Raw genomic sequence first — 19,864 nt, forward strand, 5'->3', positions numbered from 1 at the left:
CGATTTACAGAATAAGAATAGCCATTCACAATATCTTGTGGACAAATTTTGCCCAAAATTCGGGATGACTCATGTTTTTATGTACACTGTGCCGATAAATAATGAAGTTGTCCTGACTTTTTTATCATTATTCAAAATAAGGAGAAAGAATCTAATATCGTAATGACGAACTCCTAGCATTTCTTTTACAAGCAATAGCTTGATTAAGATTACTCCGTAATGCTGGTAACATGAGGGTGGCCCACTGAATCATATCTAAATCGTTTGATTCTACTAAAATCTTTTCTAAGGAAGCTATCGCATCTTTGTTGCTCAAAACCATGATATTACAAAAAGCAAAGTCAAAATCACTTTTCGACTGTTTATTCAATTTGCTGTAAGTATCAATAGCACGGTTTGATAAGGCTGTGGGAATACTGATTGATTTTTTCTTAGCAATGGCTTTTATATTTATTAATGATTTATAATGCAATACTTCCATCATTTTACCCAATACTCTTACTTCATATTGTTGGCTATGATGTTGTGCCAACTGTCCTAGTTTTATTTCTTCTAAATCAATTTCTGCAACATTTACTAAAAACTCTTTGTCATTTTCTAGAGCTATGTGGTCAAGTGCGGTTTCTTTGGCTTGATAAATATTAGAAAAACTTTCATCAGGTCTTGGATAACGATTGTTACAAGATATAAAGTCAAACATAATAAGGCATCCTACTACACTGAAACACAAAGTGCTGTTTAAATAAATGATTGCTTTCATATTGTTTTACTGATTGAAATAAATCCTATCCTATTGATACAGTATTTGCTAATCACAACAAGGACATTCCTAACTACAGAACTGTTATAATCAGTTGCAACTCTTTGCTAGACATCACTGGATTTTTCTCTTGAAGGCTTTTTTCGATGGTCAACCTTGCCATCAAATAGCTTACAGTAGATTCCGCTCCTTGATTAAGGTTTACATAATTCTCTTCTAGTCCGTCATAGCACCCTCCTGTACAAGGATTATAGATAATCTGATGCAGATGGTTATTACCTAAAAACCAATTAAAGGCTATCTTCATTTTATGCAAGTATTCGCCTTCTCTGAAAACTTCATAAAATTTATTAAGCGCCAATATCGTATAGGCCACATCAATGGGTTGCTCTCCTCCTATTACATTTTGTACAGTATCTTCTTCTTTATTTAGCCAACATTTATTAGAAATTACTTTAATACGCTGTTGGTTGAATGTCTTGGATAAAAGAAAGTCAAATGATGATTTTGCAATTTGCTTATACACAGATTCGCCAGTGGCTAAATAGGCACATAACATTGCTTCTGGCAGAATACTATTGCCATAAGTAAGGTAACTTTCATACCATTGCCAATCTTTATCGGCTTCATGTTTGTACATCTGAACCAACCGATTAGCAAGTTCTCTGATAAGCGCAATATTATTTTTAGATTTATAGCGCGTATTACGATAATACAAGCCTTTTATGATAAATGCCATCGCACGGGTAGAGAATATTTTTTGAACATTCTGCAATGCTAATTGAATAGTCGCTTCGGCATCATTAGCTAGTTCTTCAGGAAGTATTGCACTTTTGAAAATTAAAAAGCCCAAAGCCCAAATCGCTCTCCCATTAGAATCAGCAAGGTTTGTCGTATTATTTTGTTCTGTAAATTCTTTTTCTTCATTCACATAATTCAAGAAATACCCTTCTTTTTGTAAACAGAATTTGATGAAATTGAAATAAAGCTTAATGTATGCTAAATCTGATTCATCATGTGTTAATTCATAGTGCTGACACATTGCGACCATTGCTCTGGCATTATCATCAAGGGTATAGCCAGAATCAATATCGGGCTGATTGATGATAGAAAACTGAATCATTCCAAAATCAGTACTTAATTTCTTGAGATGGTCTAGGTTTAGCACAGGCAGATTATACTGTAACGTAATTTGTGCTAAACCAATTTCCTCGAATAAAATAGCATGAGCAATCGCAGCGTTTTCCCAAGCTGTTGATGCCATTTTGTGTAAACCATTAGAGCTAATGTTTTTTCTAAGTGTCTCATTGGCTAATAAACTTTTAACAGCATGAGCCAATTGATGTGAATTTTCGAAATCAATGATAATTCCTGCATCATTATTTAATACCTCACGAGCATGCGGTATCGGGGTGGAAACAATAGGACAACCACAGCTGATAGCATAAGAAAATGTGCCACTGACTGCTTGGTTGGGGTCTTTAGAGGTAAACAGATAAACATCAGTAAGTTGTAAGTATTCAAGCAGTTCGGGTAATGGTAAAAAACTATTGATAAATCTAACATTGTCTTGCAGCGAAAGAGCGACAACTTTAGCTTCTAAGTATTCTCTGTATCGTTCTCCATCTCGTTTAATTACTGATGGATGCGTTTTCCCAATGATTAAAAAAAGTACATCAGGGTTTTCTTTCACTATATCGGGTAGCGCATCTAAGGTTGTTTCGATGTTCTTTCCTGAGCTTAACAATCCGAAGGTCGAAAGTATCTTCCTTCCTGTCAGTTGATATTTACTTTTTAGTATTTCTTTATCTAAATGTGGCACTAGGTGTGTGCCATGAGGAATAACCGTAATTTTATCCTTTGGTATTTCGTATGCCTCTATCAGGATTTTAGCAGACGAATTAGTCATTACAATAACAGATTGTGCAATATGTGAAATTTGCTGTACTGTATCTTTTAAAGTTGGATTGGGGTCTGGTAAAACTGTATGAAAAACAATAATTATAGGTTTTGTGAGTGCTTTGAGAAATTTATTGAACTCCACATCATTTTTTTCAAAGAAGCCAAATTCATGCTGAATCATCACCATTTGAATAGCCTCATTTTTATTAATCCTAAAGGCTAATTTGGTAAATGAGCTTTCATTGCTAGTATCAAGGATATATTTTGGTTCTTCGGAATAAGTATGTTTTTCATTTTCAGATTCTAGCGGACAAACACTTATTTTAAAAGAATGATCAAACTTATTATTTAAGGCTTTTATCAAATCTTGTGAATAGGTAGCAATGCCACATTCGCGGGGTGGAAAAGAAGTAATGAATAATATTTCTGGTAATAACTTCTTTTGATTGTCAAGACCATTTAAGCCATCTCCCATAAAAGAATTTGAACTTTCTGGCATCTGAAATTTATTATGATGCTGTGCTATTTGATTTATCATTTTATTGTGTGTTATGCATTAACTCTTTCACGAGTGCGGTTAAACTCAGGGAAGCACAAGCTATTTGTTCGTCGGCAGCACCGTAATAAATGTAGAGCGTATCGCCAAACAAGGCTGTTCCCGTCGGGAAACAAACATTATTTACTTCTCCATCAAGCTCCCAAGCTTGGTCAGGTCTGAATAATGGATAAGGTAAACGAGCAATTTCCTTTTGTGGATTCTGTAAGTCGAGCAATGCCGCACAAGCTGAATATACATATCCCTTTATGGTATCTTGAACACCATGATATATCAACAACCAACCATGTTCTGTTTCTATTGGCGGACAGCCTCCTCCTATATAACTTACTTCATGGTCAAATTTTGGGGTAAGCACAATGTTTTCGTCCAGATGAAGAAAGTAATTTTGCCAGAATTCACTAGTAAGTTCCTCTAAATGATTGATACCCACTACAATTTGAATATCTGGTTTTATACGATGTAAAAAGCAAAGCTTGTCGTTTATCTTTCTAGGGAAAAATATTACGTTTTTATCCCAAAGAAGCAATTGTTTACCTTCTTTTTCAATAATTCCAAGATGTTGATTATACCTTGGGTACTTGTCATCTAATGCATTTTTAGCTTCAGAAAGTCGCCTAAATTCATCATAAGTAATTTGAGGTACGATGATTCCCTTTTTTTCAAAATTTACTAAATCAGTTGAAGTAGCCAACGCTCCTAAAGCATTTACACCATCATAGGCGGTGTAAGTTAGGTAATATAAATCATCAATTTTTACAATTCTTGGGTCTTCAACACCGTGCGACTCATACTCAAACTGAGGGAAAAGTATTGGTGATTCTGAACGAGAGTCAACAACCAAAGGCCCTTTCAATTTACAATATCCAATACTTGAATAATTCCCTTGGCTAACGGCTCTGTAAAAAAGATGTACATATTCGCCTTCTCTGTATATTGCGGGATTGAGCACTCCTTCATTTTCAAAACCCAAAGTGGTTTTTCCCAAAAGAATACCTGTTTTGATTACTTCTATCATAATAGGGTTGCTGACGTTAGTAAAATTTATATTAAGCTTCGCTACCTTTTTCTTTACGTTTAGCGGCCTTGGCCTCTCTTTTCTCCTTTAGGTTCTTTACTGGCGCTTTTTTGCCTGTTTTTTCTTTACCTTCTTTCTCTTTCGACATATTATTTTAGATTATTTAGCTTCAAAGCCTATTAAAATAATTTCTTACATAAGCTACCTGTTGGTTATCAGTCATTTTATCACTTGTTTTTACTTCAATCTTAATGTTCTTATAATGGTGGTCTTGATTCAAAATATTAAACAATTCGACTTTTGCATCTGTTGGACCAAATAGTAGTACTTCATCATACCCTATTATTTCTGTAGCTATTTTTTTATAAAAACCCATTTCAAGGTGCTGTTCCTTGTTATGCATAATATTTTCGCTTTTACTTAAGCTTTGCTCTTTTTCTTCATGCGTAAAATCAGATGTTATTATTTTACGCTCTATGAAAATATTGCTATATTCCATTAAATTGGCTGTTGAGTGATCCATCCAGATACCCAATTTCTTTTTTGTAGTCATTATTCTTGATGTTGTTTTTGTATATAATATTATTTGAATAATATAGGTTTAGAGGTTAAATAGCCCTATTATTCTGTATTTCCACGATTATGATTGGTATTGTACTTTTTCAATAATGCTAATAAAGAATCGTAATAATCTTGTAAATTTTTCTGATTTACCGCTGGATTAACAACATCTGGGACACTTATAGGCATTTCTTCAACATATTTTGATAGTTCAGGAAATTTCTCATGGATAAGCATCGTTATTTTCAGAATCTCGTCGTTAAGTTCACTTTCGGTTTTCATAAAGTTTAAGGATTAGCTGTAAAAAACAATTGTGCCGGAGCGTTTTGCTTAAAAATTGATTTATTTGATAATCCTTTAAAAAAGCTCCCTGTTGGCATTAAATTAGGTTTAAGCTCTTGCTGAATTGCTTGTCTGATTTTCTGACAAAGTATTCTTTCATCAGAAGGTTTATTGATAAATGTTTTTGCTCCAAGCTGAAGGATATCTTTAATCCTAGCCATATCATTGGTAAGAAAAACCACTGGAATATTTTTAATTCGGGGGTTATTTAAAATTTCACTAAAACACTCAATACCGCCCATAATAGGCATATTGATATCTGTAAAAATTAAATCTGGAAGTATTTCTGCCTTTTCTAATTGTTCTAAAGCTTCTTTTCCATTATTTGCCAGTCCAAACAGACGAACTTCGAGTATCTCACTCAAGGCTTCTATAAAAAACCTTTGGTCATCTTTGTCATCTTCGATTAATAATATTTTTTTTGTGGTTTTCATTTTTGGGGGCTTTCAATTAGTCTTCGTAGCCACTTTTAATAATGGTTGAAATCATTTTAAACTGTACATTCGCATTAAAACGGTAAGTTGAATGGGCTGGGATAATAATTCCCTCGCCTAATTTTAGCTTAATCTTTTTATCATTTATCATTAACTCTGCTGAACCATCAATAATCTGAATATATATATCGTAAGGAAGTTTTTTGGGTGATAATTCTTCTCCAGCGTCTAAAGAAGAGATGGTGATATTTCCTGTTGACCTTTTAATGATTGTCTTGTTGACCACAGTATTGGATATATATTCTATGATTTCAACAATGATGTGTGCTTTTGATTTTTCTAATCCATAATCTTCCATACTTATCATTCGATTTAATGCTGATTGAACTATCTAATACAAAGGTTGGCAAATCGACATTAGCATGTGTTACACAACTTTTTAAATTTGTTGCATCATTCACAGATTCAACTATTTTTGAAGGGCTAAAAAGCAGATTTATTCTTTAACTATTTACTCGTCAATCATTTGTAAAATGATATTGAAAGGCAATGAAGCAGCTTAAAATAAAAAAGTTGAATACCTTTAACTAGTTAGGGTATTCAACATATTTAATGTACTCTGGTTTATGTCGAGATGTTGTTTTCTGACAGCTTCAAATGGCGTAAAGCAAAGCTCATTTTTTTGCAACCCTACCATTACATTTTGTTTGCCTTCTAATAAAGCAACCACGGCTGTGTACCCAAATTTTGAAGCAAGGATTCTGTCCGCAGCCGACGGGCTACCTCCTCTTTGGATATGCCCCAAAATACAAATGCCTATGTAATGAGTGGGCATATATTTTCTAACCATTTCAGCCGTTTTATTGGCTCCTCCATTTTCATCTCCCTCTGCAACAACTATGATTAATGAGGCTTTTTTTCTATTCCACCCTTTTTTGAGGATATTCTCAAGGTTTTCAATATCTGCTTTTGATTCAGGAATTAAGATAGACTCAGCGCCAGAGGCAAGTCCAGCTCCATAGGCAATATAACCAGAATCTCTACCCATTACCTCTACCAAAAATATTCGTTCATGCGATTCAGCCGTATCTCTAATTTTATCAATTGCCTCCATAGCAGTGTTCAATGCTGTATCATAACCTATACAAACATCCGTCCCAGCAATATCGTTATCAATTGTTTTAGGGATACCAATAAAAGGAATATCAGCATATTCTTCAATAAAAGCTTTTACACCCGCAAATGAGCCATCGCCCCCAATAAGCACTATGGCATCAATCTTTTCTTTTTTGATGTTTTCATACGCTATTAATCTCCCTTCTTTTGTTTTGAACAGTTCACTTCTGGAAGATTTAAGGATAGTACCTCCCAACTGTATAATATTGCTTACACTTTGTGCTTGAAGGTGGATAAAATCTCCAGCAATTAATCCTTCAAAGCCATGTTGAATACCTACAACTTTCAATTGATGAAAGATTGCAGTCCTTACTACGGCTCTGATACAGGCGTTCAGCCCAGGGACATCCCCGCCTGATGTCATTACCGCAATCTTCTTTATTTTTTTTGTTTTTGATTGACTCATTATAGTATTATTAATAGATTTTAAAAGCATCTTTATCAATTACTTCTATATTTCTTAAAAAACCATACCTTCAATAAGTCGGCTGTGATAATATAAGTCGCCACAATCAAAAGCATCAATCCAAGATTTAAGAAAGGTAACGGAACCAAGCCTACCTCGTTGGCAAAGGGCAGATAAGGCATAGCAATTGTAAGAACAAGCCCCACGATGCTCAGGATAAACAAGTAACTACCGGGTTTACTTTTAAAGAAGTTTTTGTGTGTCCTAATGATAAATAGGATAAACAATTCTGTTAGGATAGATTCAATAAACCAAGCTGTTTGAAAAGCAGATTCCTTCACTTTTAATACATACAAAAGCGTCAGAAAGGTAATCACATCAAACAACGAGCTATGTATTCCAAAAATGACCATGTAGTTTCGGATAAATTTTAAATCCCATTTTCCGGGTTTATCTAATTGCTCTTGGTCAACATTATCAGAAGCAACCGTTAAATAAGGGAAATCAGTAATGAAATTGGTCAGTAAAATTTGCTTGGGCAACATTGGTAAAAAAGGCAACAATAACGAGGCTATCGCTACACTAAACATATTACCAAAAGTAGAGCCTGTATTAATAAAAATGTACTTCAAGGTATTAGCAAAGGTTTTTCGCCCTTCTTTAATTCCATCTACAACAACCATTAGATTTTTTTCTAACAAAACAAAGTCTGCGGCTTCTCTGGCTACATCTACTGCATTTTCTACAGAAATTCCTACGTCGGCAGCATTAATGGCCGATACATCATTGATACCATCGCCTATATAAGCAACAGTGTACGTTTTTCTGAGGGCAAGTATTATTCTTTCTTTTTGTTGTGGTTCTACCTCTGCAAAAATATGCGTTTTCTTTACCAAGAGTTTTAAGGCTTCTGGACTAGTGTTAATGAGGGACTCTCCTGTCATCACTACTGGATTTTTGATACCAATACTCAATGCAATAGACTTTGCTACATTTTTATTATCACCAGTAATAATTTTCAGGTTTACTGCTAATTTTTTCAATTCATCGATGGTCTCAATGATTCCTTCTTTTACAGGGTCTTGAAGCAAGACAAATCCTGCAAAAATCATGTCTTTTTCATCTTCTTTTGATATATCATCTTTTTCAATATTTTTATAGCATAATCCAATAGCACGCATACCACTGAGACCAAATTCTTCAAATTTTTGCTCAATAACTGTTTGATAATCTGATAGGTTTGCTATTGAGCCATTCGTTAACTTTACTTTTGAACAGATATTGAATATTTGTGTAAAAGCCCCTTTACAAATCAGTAGGCTTTCGCTATTTGTCTGAACGGCAATACTTAATCTTTTACGAATAAAATCATAGGGTACTTCTCCAATTTTTTTGACTGTTTCTTCGGGCTTGAGGTTTAATCCTTTCAGGGCTTCATCAATGGGGTTGGTATAACCTGTTTCAAATGAGGCATTCCAAAAAGCCAAGAGTTTTACAAATTCACTTTGTTCTCCAAAACCATCTAATAACCCTGCTACCTTAATGGCACCTTCGGTAATAGTCCCTGTTTTATCGGTGCATAATAAATTCACTTCGCCTAGGTTCTGAATAGAAGCCAATTTCTTCACGATTACTTTCTTCTCTAGCATTCGTTTGGCTCCAGCACTCATAGCGATAGTTGTGATGGCGGGCAGTAATTCTGGAGCCATACCAACAGCCAAGGCCAAAGCAAACAAGGCAGAATCAATAACGCTTTTATGATTGACTAGATTGACTATTAAAATAAAAAAAGAGAGTACTAAGGTGATTTTCATGAGGAAATAGCCGAAGTCTTTAATGCCTTTTTCAAAAGTGGTTTCCTTTATGGTATTGATGCTTTGGGCAATGCTTCCAAATATAGTGTCAGTCCCTGTATTGATAACCAGTGCCTTGGCATTGCCACTAACAATGTTAGAGCCCTCCCATAAACAGTTTATTCGTTTTGCTAATTCGGTATGTTCGGCTAAGATGCCAACTTCTTTTCTTACTGGGTAAGACTCTCCAGTAAGGCTCGATTCATTGACGTGTAATTCATTGGCTTCAATTAATAAACAGTCTGCCGGAATCATATCACCAGCTTTAAACAAAAGAATATCGCCAGCCACTATGTTTGATGAATCAACTTGTTGTACTTCGCCATCTCTAAGTACATTGCTTTTCAGCGAAATCATGGATTGCAATTTCTCGACTACTTTCCCTGCATTTCTCTCTTGAAAAAAACTCATTAATCCAGTAGAAATTACGATAAAAAGTATGATAAAAACATCGGAAGTGTCGCCAAGGAAAGCAGAGAGGATGACAGCACCAATCAATAAAAGCATCAGCGGACTTTTGAATTGTCCGATAAAAAGACCCAAATCTTTTTCAAAAGAAGACTTTGTTTTTTTGTGATGTGATGATTGTAGCAATATTTTATTCGCTTCAGCCTGCGAAAGTCCTTTGTCGGTGGCATTCAATTGCTGAAACCAATACGTTGGCTCAAATTGCCAAAAGTTATTTGCGGGTAATATCTGCATTATGTATTGTCTAATTTCCTTGTGATTGACGGCCTTCTTCATTCACAAAATACAATGGGATAGCCGACACGTATTAATCTCGTGCAAGCTAACCCATTGTATCGTGACAATACATGATGTACATCATATCATTCGATATTTTTTATCACCTATTGATTCATAGTAAATATATTATTCCTTTCCTAAACATCACGCAGGAAGAGAGCCATCATTCCATGACTATTTTAATGACAAACTATAGCCCATTGTTCAGCCTTTTGAGTATGTTGTAAATAGCATCCATCTTAGCTGACGGTAGCCAGCATACGTAATTGTCTTAATTTATCTATTTACCATAAATAAATACTTATTCGATTTATTGCATAATGCTATTATTCGGGCATTGTCAGTTTTAACTAACCTTTGTTGGGCATTAATCATAATACGTTGATAAGTAGAGATATCTTCTAAATTATTCTTCAAGGCTCTTCTATAAGCATTAATGACTTCGTCCTCGTTATGTGAACAGACATTTAACATTGCTTTGCGGTAATTCCCTGTAAGCATTGCTTTCAAATCCATAAAAAATTTAAAAAATTTACTCGTTGCCTTTATTTCCTTGGTTGGTATACCTCCAAGGTCATAAATTTCATCTATCAGTTTACTTTTACAAAGTTCCTTAGTTTGTTTCAACAAAGGAAATAACACCTTTAAATCTGTTTCGTATGTTTCAATCGTTGGTTGCTGTTTCATTGCTTTCTATGCTCTCATTATTCATTTCAACCAGAGATTTTAATAGTTGTATGGATTTTTCTTTATTCATTGTAGTGATAGAAATAAGTTTTGAGATTATTGGTACTAACATCGGCTTGTGAATTAATACACAATTAATCTGATAGGTTGCGTACAGACTCACAAGCCAACGTATATTATGCTGTACTACAGTAAAAGAATCAGTAATAGTACGATAATGATGATGGCTCCTACTGAAAGATATACGCCACCGCCTACTTCTTTTAATGACTTTTTAATTGAACGGACTTCTTTTCGCAAGGCTTTTTTCTCTACCGAACTCATGTTCGATTTATCCATAGCCTTGATTTCTTCTAATCTGTTCATTAAAGTGGTTGCTGTTGTTGATGCTGCTTTTTCTGTGGCTGTTTTCTCAGGTTCAGCAACTTCCGCTTTTACAGTAAAAGGCATTACCAGCACCAATACCATCGTGATTAAAATATACGATTTAAGTTTTTTCATCTTTTTAGTTTTTATAGCTTGATTTTTATTATTTAGTGTAAAGGTGGGGTATAAAAAACTAGAAAGCCTTACATGATTTTGGAAAATAGTTACATCATTCACAGATTTTCGAGGGTACTTCTTTTTTTGAGTTTAAGAGCTTTAAAATATGATGGGGTTAAACCAGTCATCTTTTTGAATTGATTAGAAAGATGAGCCACACTACTATAATGTAGTTTAGTAGCTATTTCAGTAAGATTTAGCTCATCATAAATGATTAGTTCTTTTACTCGCTCAATTTTATGAAGAATAATATACTGTTCTACAGTAGTGCCTTCCGTTTCAGAAAAAAGATTAGATAAATAAGTATAATCGTATTTAAGTTTTTCACTTAAATAAATTGAAAAATTGATTTTAGGCAATTCATCCGTATAATGAACCATCTCAACAACTACATTCTTTATTTTTTCGATTAACATAGCTTTTTTATCATCCATTAGTTCTAGTCCCGATTTTGCAAGGGCGTTTTTAATTTGGTTATGTTGTTCTTGGGTGATATTTTCCATAATTTCTACTTCACCTAAATTTACATTTACATAATGCAATCCAAGTGTTTTCAACTCTGCTTTCACCACCATTTTACAACGATAGCTGACCATGTATTTTATAAATAATTTCATACCTTATCTATCAAGTTGGTTTACGTTGTCACTAATTATTCCAGACAACGCAAAAGGGTGGGAAGATTTAGCAAGTTAAAGCGTTATAAAAGTGCTATTTATTTCTTCTGTTATTCGTTGATATTACATCCTGTCCATATACCAATTCAACTCATTTTCCATTTTATGGTACTTAAATATCGTTGAAATAATTTGTTGTAACCGCAAAAAAGCTGTTTCGCTCTTTACCACATAATCATAAGCCTTGTGGTGCATACAGATTACGGCCACGTCTATTCTATCTTGTTGAGACAACATTATTACTGGAATTTTAGCATCAAAAGTTTTTATTTCATCTAATGCTTGTATTCCATTCATAGCATTTTTATCAATCCCATCTAGCAGATAATCTAAAATAATGATATCGGGTTTATGCGATAAGTTTTCTATACAAAGCTCGCCTGTAACATACGTTTCAACGATAAATGTATCTAGTTGAAGGAATTCTATTTCTAGTGATTTCAAAAACACGATATCATCATCTACTAGGAAAATTCTAATTTTATTTTCGTTTTTCATTATTTATTAGCTGAATGTATGTCAACTATAATTTAACTATAAATAATCATTAAGGCAGCAGTTACTTAATTTCTTTAATTCTTTTAAGTTCTTCTTCCAATTCTTTACAGGCTTGCAAGCATACTTTTTCGAGTTGCAATACCAAATCTTGTATACCATCTGTTTGTTCTAGTCGGCTGGCGTATGCTTGAATTTTTTTGGCCATTTCTTCAAAGTCTGCACTAATTCCCATGATTGAAAAAGAAGGAATTATTTTGTGCATGGCCGAATATAATAATTGCCAGTCTTTATCTAATAGGCTTTGTTTCATCGTGTAGATTAATGGAGGTGTCTGTAATAAATAGAGCGAAATCATTTCCATCATCAATTTCGGATTCGATTTTGTTCGATGTACCAAATAATCAAGATCTACATATTTAGCCTTTTTTATTGCACTGTTTTCATTTCCTCCTATATCTGTAGCTTTAAAAGGTATCTTTTTGTTGACTAAGCCAATGATTTTACTGTATAATATTCGCTCATCAACGGGTTTAGCCAGATAATCATTCATTCCTACTGCATTACACTTTGCCAAGTCAACCGTGGTGACATCAGCCGTTAAAGCAATAATTGGAATTTGAGATTTCATCGTATTCCTAATATAATCAGTAGCTTCAAAACCATTCATTTCAGGCATTTGCAAATCCATCAAAATAATATCGTATGATTTTGTCTCTAGTTTTTCAATGGCTAATTTCCCATTGGCGGTAATATCACATTCAAAGCCGAAATCATCTAATAATGTTTTCATCAATAATTGATTGAGCGCCATATCTTCAACGACCAATACATTGATGTTTTTAATTTCTGTATTCAGTTCCATTATCTTCGTTTCTAATTCAGCTTCCGCATTTGTTTTTTGAAAACTCAATGTAAAACTAAATGAAGACCCTTCATCCACTTTACTTTTTACAATAACGTTTACACCCTGTAAGTCTAATAATTGTTTTACGATGGCAAGCCCTAATCCTGTCCCGCCATATAACCTTGATGTTCCACTAGAGGCTTGTTGGAAATTCTCAAATATCTTTTCGATTTTATCTTCCGTAATACCAATACCTGTATCTGCCACGGTAAATTCAATACTTACATTTTCTTCATCTTCAGAGAGCAAACGGACACTCACCGTAATTTTACCTTTAGTGGTGAATTTCACGGCATTACTTACCAAATTAAGAATGATTTGATGTAAACGCACTGGGTCACCAATCAATACTTCTGGAATATTATCATCGTATTCGGTAACAAGTACTAAGTTTTTTTCCTGAATTTTAGTTTCAAATAAATGAAGCATTGCCGAGATAGATAATGCCAATTTAAAAGGGGTTTGCTCAAAGGTCATTTTGCCAGCATCTACCTTGGCTAAGTCTAGGATATCATTAATGAGTACAATTAAGGCATCACCACTCATTTTTATGGCCGTCAGGTACTCTTTTTGTTTGGCTGTCAATTCTGTTTTCAAGACTACTTTTGTAAACCCAATAATAGCATTCATCGGTGTACGAATCTCATGGCTCATATTTGATAAAAATTGCTGTTTGGCTTTTACTGCATTTTCAGCAATTTGCGTGGCACTTTCGGCTTTGCTTTGTGCTTCTTCTGCAAATATCTTTGCTTCATTCAATTCTTTTTCAATCTTTTTTTGAGAAGCAATGTCCCTTGCCATTATTACAGCCCCCAGCACTTCGCCAGCTTCATCTTTATAGACAAAACCATTAAAAATGACATCGGTAAGCTTATGGTCAATGATGGTGAGTTGAAAATCAGAAACGAAACCCTTCGCAAATATTTCCTGATAAATTTCACGGGCTTTTTGAGGTTCAGTACAATAAACCACAAAATCTGTATCGATTACTTCTTCACGTACTTTGCCTGTTATATTTACAAAAACCTCATTCATATCAACAATTTTCCCATCAGTACTAATGATGACCATTGCATTTAAATTAGCTTCTATCAGACTTCTAGCGTATGCGGATTCTTGTTTTTTTAAGGTTTTCATTGTTTATATTTTATACAGGCTTCATCATAGGTTGTTAAGGCTTTTTTTAGAAAGCGTGTTTGTAGATAAATAAAAGATATATTCTTAATTCAATTAGCAGAAAAAGCTTCTTAATTTGTAGTTTCCAGAATGGTATTTTGTCTCTTTTCTTTTAATTCTTTAAAATGAGAAGGAGAAAGCCCAGTTACTTTTTTAAATTGATTAGATAAATGAGCTACACTACTATAATTCATTTTATAGGCGATTTTTGTAAAGTTTAGTTCGCCATAAATAATTAATTCTTTGATGCGTTCTACTTTTTGAGCAATGATAAATTGCTCAATGGTAGTGCCTTGTACTTCTGAAAAGAGATTAGCCAGATGTGTATACTCTTGATTTAGTTTTTCACTTAAATAGTCTGAAATATTTGTTTTGCCTGTTTCCTCGTCACTATGGTAGACCATCTCTTTAATGGCAATTTTTAATTTTTCAATCAATTCAGATTTTTTGTCATCTATTAGTTCAAGCCCTGCACTTAGCAAAGCAATCTTTAATTGCTTTGTTTGTTCTACAGAAATATCTTCCATGATTTCAACTTCCCCCAAATCAACCACGATAAAATGTAGCCCAAGTGTTTTTAACACATCTTTCACTATCATTTTACATCGTAAACTGACCATGTATTTAATATATAGTGTCATTTTTATCCATTCATTTAGTCTTCGTAACCACTTTTTATCACAGTCGAAATCATTTTAAATTGTACATTTGCATTAAATATATGCGAAGCATGAGCGGGAATAATAATACCTTCGCCCAACTTTAATCTATGTATTTTTCCACTAATAATTACTTCGGCTGCGCCATCTATAATTTGAATGTAATTATCGAAAGGAGATGTTTTTTCAGCTAATTCTTCCCCTGCATCAAAAGACGATGCGGTAATATTACCCGTTATTTTTTTTATAATCGTTTTGCTTACTACTGCGTTAGGAATATATTCTATGATTTCAATAATGATGTGCGCTTTTGATTTTTCTATTTCTCCTGTCTCCATGCTTAATTTTGGTTTTACTTGAATTTAATATAAAACTATCTGTAAAGGTGAGCATCTTATTCGACAATAACCTTACATCATTAAAGAATAACCTTACATAATTCACATATTTTCAAAATTGGGCAGTAAAAAGGGATAAATAGCATATCATCAAACATATTACCCTGAAAAACAAGCAATTATATTACTACTGCTTGCACGATAGTAGGTACTGACCTCGTGACAAAAGAAAGGTAAGTTCAATCATTAAAAACTAATTTGATTTAGCAACCTACATAAGTTTTAATACAAATTCGTATCCACTAAAGAGAATATGCATCTATTTGGTCAAAAATCCTTAATTTTGTTACAGTGGTGACTCCGACTATGAGTTATACAGTTGTGAATGATGAGTTATGAATTAAAATGCTGTATCAATACTTTAAACTGTAGCAGCTTACTACTCACAACTCACCAATCGTTCATATACAACGTTTTACAAACTAAATTCATACATTTTGAAGACCATTTCAATAGCTTTGTGTACATATAATGGTGCTAAGTTTTTAAGAGAACAACTTCAAAGCATTGCGAATCAAAAGCTTTTACCTAACGAAATCATTATTACAGACGATTGCTCTACTGATGATACAGAAAGTATTGTAAATGAATTCAAAAGCCTCCTCAACATCACTTTTATTCGGAATGCAACGCCTCTGAATGTTAGTAAAAATTTCGAAAAAGCAATTTCTCTTTGTACCAGTGATATCATTACTTTATGTGACCAAGACGACCTTTGGCACCCTGAAAAACTATCCATTATTCATAATTATTTTCAAACAAATCCTTCAAAGTTAGCCGTATTCTCTAATGCTAAATTGATTGATGAAAAAGGGAAGGATTTAGGACAAACCTTTTGGCAAAAAGTAAGATTAAATGCTCCGCAAATAGAGGCTTGGCAACAAGGAGAGGCACTTGAGGTTAATCTTCATGGGAATAGAGTAGCTGGCTGTATGCTAGCGTTTAAGAAAGAATTATTAACATTTTGCCAACCATTTCCTGCATTCAAGCCACCAATGATTCATGACGGCTGGCTAACGTTGATAGCTTGTATGTTTAATGGCATTGGATTGATTGATAAGCCGTTAATTTCGTACCGTCAGCATGAAGCGCAACAAGTAGGCACTAGGGCAGTACAACAAGGCAAGGTATTAAGTTTAAAAGAACGACTAGCGCGTCCAAGAGCTGAAAAACTTGCTCCTTTTATTCAGAAAAGAGATGAATATAGCTATTTAAGAACCATCATTAAACAATATTTGGGTCAAAAAAATGGTTTAATAGTAAGTAATAATTTAAAAAAGATAGATTCCGTCATAGATTTTTATGAAACCAGAGCTACCCTACCTATATTTCATTTACTAAGAATTTTACCTGTTATGAAATTATTAATAACGGGCGCATATCATCGCTATAAAGACCAAGAGGCTTCATGGAAAGCACCTTATATTGCGGCTTTTGGTGATTTATTTGAATAATGAAAACCCTTACCCATGAAATTAATATATACCGTTTGTACTTCTAATTATCTATATCAAGCCCTGACGTTGGGGGAATCTATCGAAAAGACTAACCCTGATTACGAGTTTATCATCTGTCTTGCTGATAAAATACCCGTACTTGATTTCGAAATTCCCTATAAAATTATTCCTGTAGAAAGCATCAACTTTCCTGCTCTGGAAGATTATAGCACTAAATTTATCACCCTTGAGCTTGCCTGTGCGTTAAAGCCTATTTTTGCCCTTCATTTGTTAGCTATATATCCAGCTTTAGAGAAACTGATTTATTTAGATACGGATATTTACCTGTACAGGTCGCTTGAGGATGTTGAAAAGAATCTTGATGAACATGATATTATCATTACACCGCATATTACGAAGGAGATTCCGTTATCTGAGCGTTGGAATGAAAAGCAGTACTTGAATGCAGGCTTGTATAATGCAGGTTTTATTGCTTTTAAGCGAACGGAAAATACATTGAAGTTCTTGGATTGGTGGCAAACTCATTTAAACAAATACGGTTATCTTGATTATTGTAAAGGAATGGGAGCTGATCAGCTTTGTTTAAATTTTGTACCCGTTTTTTATGATAAAGTATTAATAGATTACAATCCTGGCTTAAATATAGCGTATTGGAATTTTCAAGAACGGGAGTTAAGTGTTAAAGATGGTAGCTATTTTGTGAATGACACTAGCCCTTTAGTATTCTTTCATTTCAGTGGATATAATCCTGAGAAGCCAAAGTTGGTTTCAAAACATCTTAAATTATCAAGTAATAAAAACCAGCAGGCTTTGAAAGAAATCTTGCAACAATATAGAATTTCTTTAATTAAAAACCACTTCAACTACTTTAAAGGCATAATACCTGCTTATGGTATTTATGTGGCACCTCCAAAAGAAAAGCATATTGTTGAAAAATTGATTGAGAAGTCGGCTTGGAAAGTAATTAATTACATAGAAAATTTTTAAGGATTTTCTATGTAATTAACCTCTATAGCATTTTAAGCCTTTGCGATGGCCTTGTTAATTTCACTTGCCAAAGCTGGACCTTCGTAAATAAAGCCTGTGTAAATTTGTACTAAGCTGGCCCCTGCATTGAGTTTTTCGATGGCATCTTTCGAAGAATGAATACCCCCTACTCCGATAATTGGGAATGCTTTATTTGATTTTTCTGATAAATAACGAATGACTTCTGTAGAACGCTTTTCGACTGGTTTTCCGCTCAATCCTCCCATTTCTGATTTCAATGCCTCCGCAGCCACTAATCCTTCACGAGAAATGGTAGTATTGGTAGCAATCACGCCTGCAATATGCGTTTCTTGGACAATCTCGATAATATCATCTAACTGAGAATCCGTCAAATCTGGTGCAATTTTCAACAAAATGGGTTTAGACTTAGCCCGTTTTTCATTTTCAGTTTGCAATGTTTGTAGTAAATTCTTCAACGGTTCTTTCTCTTGTAAAGCCCTGAGATTAGGCGTATTTGGCGAACTTACATTTACCACAAAATAATCAACGACATCGAATAATTCGTGGAAACAAATTAGGTAATCATCCACTGCATTTTCGTTGGGCGTTATTTTGTTCTTGCCAATGTTTCCCCCGATTAAAATGTCAGATTTTCTTTGCTTTAATCTAACAACGGCTTCTTTTACGCCTTCGTTGTTAAAACCCATTCTGTTGATGAGGGCTTCATCTTCTTTCAAACGAAACAAACGAGGTTTATCATTACCCGGTTGTGGTTTCGGCGTGAGTGTCCCGATTTCAATAAAGCCAAAACCCATGGTAGACAGTTCGTCAACCAAGAGGGCATTTTTATCAAAACCAGCAGCTAACCCTACAGGGTTTTTGAATGTCAATCCAAATACTTCTCTTTCTAATACTGGATTTTCATAATGATAGAGAGCTTTGAAAATCGAAGAAACAAAAGGGATTTTAAACAAGAATTTTACTAAACTAAAAGTAATATGATGGGCTTTTTCAGCATCAAATTGAAATAAAAGAGGCTGGAGAAAAAATTTGTACATGGATTATGTTTTTCATGAAAAATAATGGTAAAATTACTAAAAGCCCAAAGAAAAACCTCTCAAGTATTAAATAACTTGAGAGGTTTTTCTTTATCTGTTATCGTAAAGCTTACAACTTATTGCTTAGAATTACTTGCTGGCTGGTTTTTTAAAAATCGACACATCAATAGTTGGGTTCAATTTGATTGATTCCGTTTCAATAGTCATCGTCCCTCCCATTGGGTTTGCAGTTTCCATTGTATAAGGAAAAGTTAGTCCATCGATTTGTTTAAAGTTCGAGAAAGTCACTTCTGCTTCAATTTCTTGCCCTTGTACTTTACGTTTTCCTGATGTTTTTAATGTATAGTATGTTGATGTCGACACATATAAATTGGTAACATCTCCATTTTTTTCTGTCAGTTTCAACTTGTAAACATCAGCGCCATCTACTTTTTCAGTTCCCACTAATTCTACTGTTGAACCTTTTTCTTTATAATATAATAAAGAGCCACCCAAATCTACTTGCTTACGAGACTCTCGAATCATAGCAATAGGCATGTCTTCAGGTTCTCCTGTTCCACCCATCATTGCTGGTCTAACAGACCACCCTGTTTCTCCATCTATAGCCGTAATAATTGATTGTCCCATTACTGAAACATCACTTCTTAAAGACTTACCATTCACAATGACTGTTTTACTATCAATATCCATGCCTTGAACCGAGAATTTATTTTTCATCTCTAAGCCCTTCAAAGCTTTCCATTTTTCCAATCCACCCATTGCTTCAATGTGTTTTGCCACAACTTCCTCTGTAGTTTGGGCAAATGCACTAGCAGTAGTTGCTATTACAATTAGCGCCGAAGTAATAATTTTTGAGATTTTCATCGTTGTTTTTTTAATGTTATTAACTAATAATTGCTTGGTTTAATGATATACTATTATGTATAATAGTAATTACGCTTGAAATGTAGTTAGTATTATATTCATCACAAAACATAATCTTGATAATCAGTGAATTTAGAGGATGAATGGAGCTTTGAGCTTTGAGCTTTGAGCTTTGAGCTTTGAGCTTTGAGCTTAGATATT

Annotated in this window: 21 protein-coding genes; 2 read left to right on the top strand and 19 right to left on the bottom strand. The window is 34.0% G+C overall.

Annotation, left to right across the window (positions count from 1 at the left end):
- Window positions 1-151: 151 nt before the first annotated feature.
- The 16 genes from AC07XN_RS15320 to AC07XN_RS15395 form a co-directional block, all read right to left on the bottom strand.
- Window positions 152-760, bottom strand: coding sequence for a DUF4142 domain-containing protein (locus AC07XN_RS15320; protein WP_494743703.1), 609 nt, complete (start codon window positions 758-760; stop codon window positions 152-154).
- 73 nt (window positions 761-833) lie between these two features.
- Window positions 834-3,200: a glycosyltransferase gene (locus AC07XN_RS15325; protein WP_494743704.1), complete on the bottom strand. Its 2,367-nt coding sequence runs from the start codon at window positions 3,198-3,200 to the stop codon at window positions 834-836.
- 1 nt (window position 3,201) lies between these two features.
- Window positions 3,202-4,236: a glycoside hydrolase family 130 protein gene (locus tag AC07XN_RS15330; protein ID WP_494743705.1), complete on the bottom strand. Its 1,035-nt coding sequence runs from the start codon at window positions 4,234-4,236 to the stop codon at window positions 3,202-3,204.
- Between the two features lie 169 nt (window positions 4,237-4,405).
- Window positions 4,406-4,789, bottom strand: coding sequence for a hypothetical protein (locus AC07XN_RS15335; RefSeq protein WP_494743706.1), 384 nt, complete (start codon window positions 4,787-4,789; stop codon window positions 4,406-4,408).
- A 68-nt stretch (window positions 4,790-4,857) separates the two neighbouring features.
- Window positions 4,858-5,079, bottom strand: a complete 222-nt coding sequence (locus AC07XN_RS15340; RefSeq protein WP_494743707.1) for a hypothetical protein — start codon at window positions 5,077-5,079, stop codon at window positions 4,858-4,860.
- 5 nt (window positions 5,080-5,084) lie between these two features.
- Window positions 5,085-5,573, bottom strand: a complete 489-nt coding sequence (locus AC07XN_RS15345; RefSeq protein WP_494743708.1) for a response regulator — start codon at window positions 5,571-5,573, stop codon at window positions 5,085-5,087.
- Between the two features lie 16 nt (window positions 5,574-5,589).
- On the bottom strand, window positions 5,590-5,931 hold the full coding sequence (locus AC07XN_RS15350) for a cupin domain-containing protein (RefSeq protein WP_494743709.1): 342 nt from the start codon (window positions 5,929-5,931) through the stop codon (window positions 5,590-5,592).
- Window positions 5,932-6,156: 225 nt separating this feature from the next.
- The gene (gene pfkA, locus AC07XN_RS15355) at window positions 6,157-7,131 is read right to left on the bottom strand and encodes a 6-phosphofructokinase (RefSeq protein WP_409014219.1); all 975 of its coding nucleotides are present in this window, start codon (window positions 7,129-7,131) and stop codon (window positions 6,157-6,159) included.
- Between the two features lie 59 nt (window positions 7,132-7,190).
- The gene (gene mgtA, locus AC07XN_RS15360; protein WP_494743710.1) at window positions 7,191-9,710 is read right to left on the bottom strand and encodes a magnesium-translocating P-type ATPase; all 2,520 of its coding nucleotides are present in this window, start codon (window positions 9,708-9,710) and stop codon (window positions 7,191-7,193) included.
- 321 nt (window positions 9,711-10,031) lie between these two features.
- Entirely contained in the window at window positions 10,032-10,442 is a 411-nt protein-coding gene (locus AC07XN_RS15365) for a DUF2383 domain-containing protein (protein ID WP_494743711.1), read from the bottom strand.
- A gap of 186 nt (window positions 10,443-10,628) precedes the next feature.
- Window positions 10,629-10,943, bottom strand: coding sequence for a hypothetical protein (locus AC07XN_RS15370; protein WP_494743712.1), 315 nt, complete (start codon window positions 10,941-10,943; stop codon window positions 10,629-10,631).
- Window positions 10,944-11,041: 98 nt separating this feature from the next.
- On the bottom strand, window positions 11,042-11,602 hold the full coding sequence (locus AC07XN_RS15375) for a helix-turn-helix domain-containing protein (RefSeq protein WP_494743713.1): 561 nt from the start codon (window positions 11,600-11,602) through the stop codon (window positions 11,042-11,044).
- 123 nt (window positions 11,603-11,725) lie between these two features.
- The gene (locus AC07XN_RS15380; RefSeq protein ID WP_309923297.1) at window positions 11,726-12,160 is read right to left on the bottom strand and encodes a response regulator; all 435 of its coding nucleotides are present in this window, start codon (window positions 12,158-12,160) and stop codon (window positions 11,726-11,728) included.
- A gap of 61 nt (window positions 12,161-12,221) precedes the next feature.
- Window positions 12,222-14,201, bottom strand: coding sequence for an ATP-binding protein (locus AC07XN_RS15385; RefSeq protein ID WP_494743714.1), 1,980 nt, complete (start codon window positions 14,199-14,201; stop codon window positions 12,222-12,224).
- 110 nt (window positions 14,202-14,311) lie between these two features.
- On the bottom strand, window positions 14,312-14,881 hold the full coding sequence (locus tag AC07XN_RS15390) for a helix-turn-helix domain-containing protein (RefSeq protein ID WP_494743715.1): 570 nt from the start codon (window positions 14,879-14,881) through the stop codon (window positions 14,312-14,314).
- A gap of 14 nt (window positions 14,882-14,895) precedes the next feature.
- On the bottom strand, window positions 14,896-15,237 hold the full coding sequence (locus AC07XN_RS15395; protein ID WP_309923303.1) for a cupin domain-containing protein: 342 nt from the start codon (window positions 15,235-15,237) through the stop codon (window positions 14,896-14,898).
- A gap of 497 nt (window positions 15,238-15,734) precedes the next feature.
- Between AC07XN_RS15395 and AC07XN_RS15400 the strand changes: the two genes are divergently transcribed.
- Together AC07XN_RS15400 and AC07XN_RS15405 are read left to right on the top strand one after the other, a co-directional pair.
- Window positions 15,735-16,751: a glycosyltransferase family 2 protein gene (locus AC07XN_RS15400; RefSeq protein WP_494743716.1), complete on the top strand. Its 1,017-nt coding sequence runs from the start codon at window positions 15,735-15,737 to the stop codon at window positions 16,749-16,751.
- Between the two features lie 15 nt (window positions 16,752-16,766).
- On the top strand, window positions 16,767-17,741 hold the full coding sequence (locus tag AC07XN_RS15405) for a hypothetical protein (RefSeq protein WP_494743717.1): 975 nt from the start codon (window positions 16,767-16,769) through the stop codon (window positions 17,739-17,741).
- A 32-nt stretch (window positions 17,742-17,773) separates the two neighbouring features.
- On the opposite strand, the gene AC07XN_RS15410 is transcribed toward AC07XN_RS15405, so the two are convergent.
- From AC07XN_RS15410 to AC07XN_RS15420, 3 genes are all read right to left on the bottom strand, one after another.
- Window positions 17,774-18,799: a quinone-dependent dihydroorotate dehydrogenase gene (locus AC07XN_RS15410; RefSeq protein WP_494743718.1), complete on the bottom strand. Its 1,026-nt coding sequence runs from the start codon at window positions 18,797-18,799 to the stop codon at window positions 17,774-17,776.
- Between the two features lie 129 nt (window positions 18,800-18,928).
- Window positions 18,929-19,663 (bottom strand): outer membrane lipoprotein-sorting protein, encoded by a 735-nt coding sequence (locus AC07XN_RS15415; protein WP_494743719.1) that lies wholly within the window; start codon window positions 19,661-19,663, stop codon window positions 18,929-18,931.
- 19 nt (window positions 19,664-19,682) lie between these two features.
- Window positions 19,683-19,864, bottom strand: a 182-nt coding sequence (locus AC07XN_RS15420; RefSeq protein ID WP_494743720.1) for a hypothetical protein, incomplete at its 5' end; no start/stop codon positions are given.

This window comes from Arcicella sp. GW458-12-2-14-TSB2 (assembly GCF_059423785.1).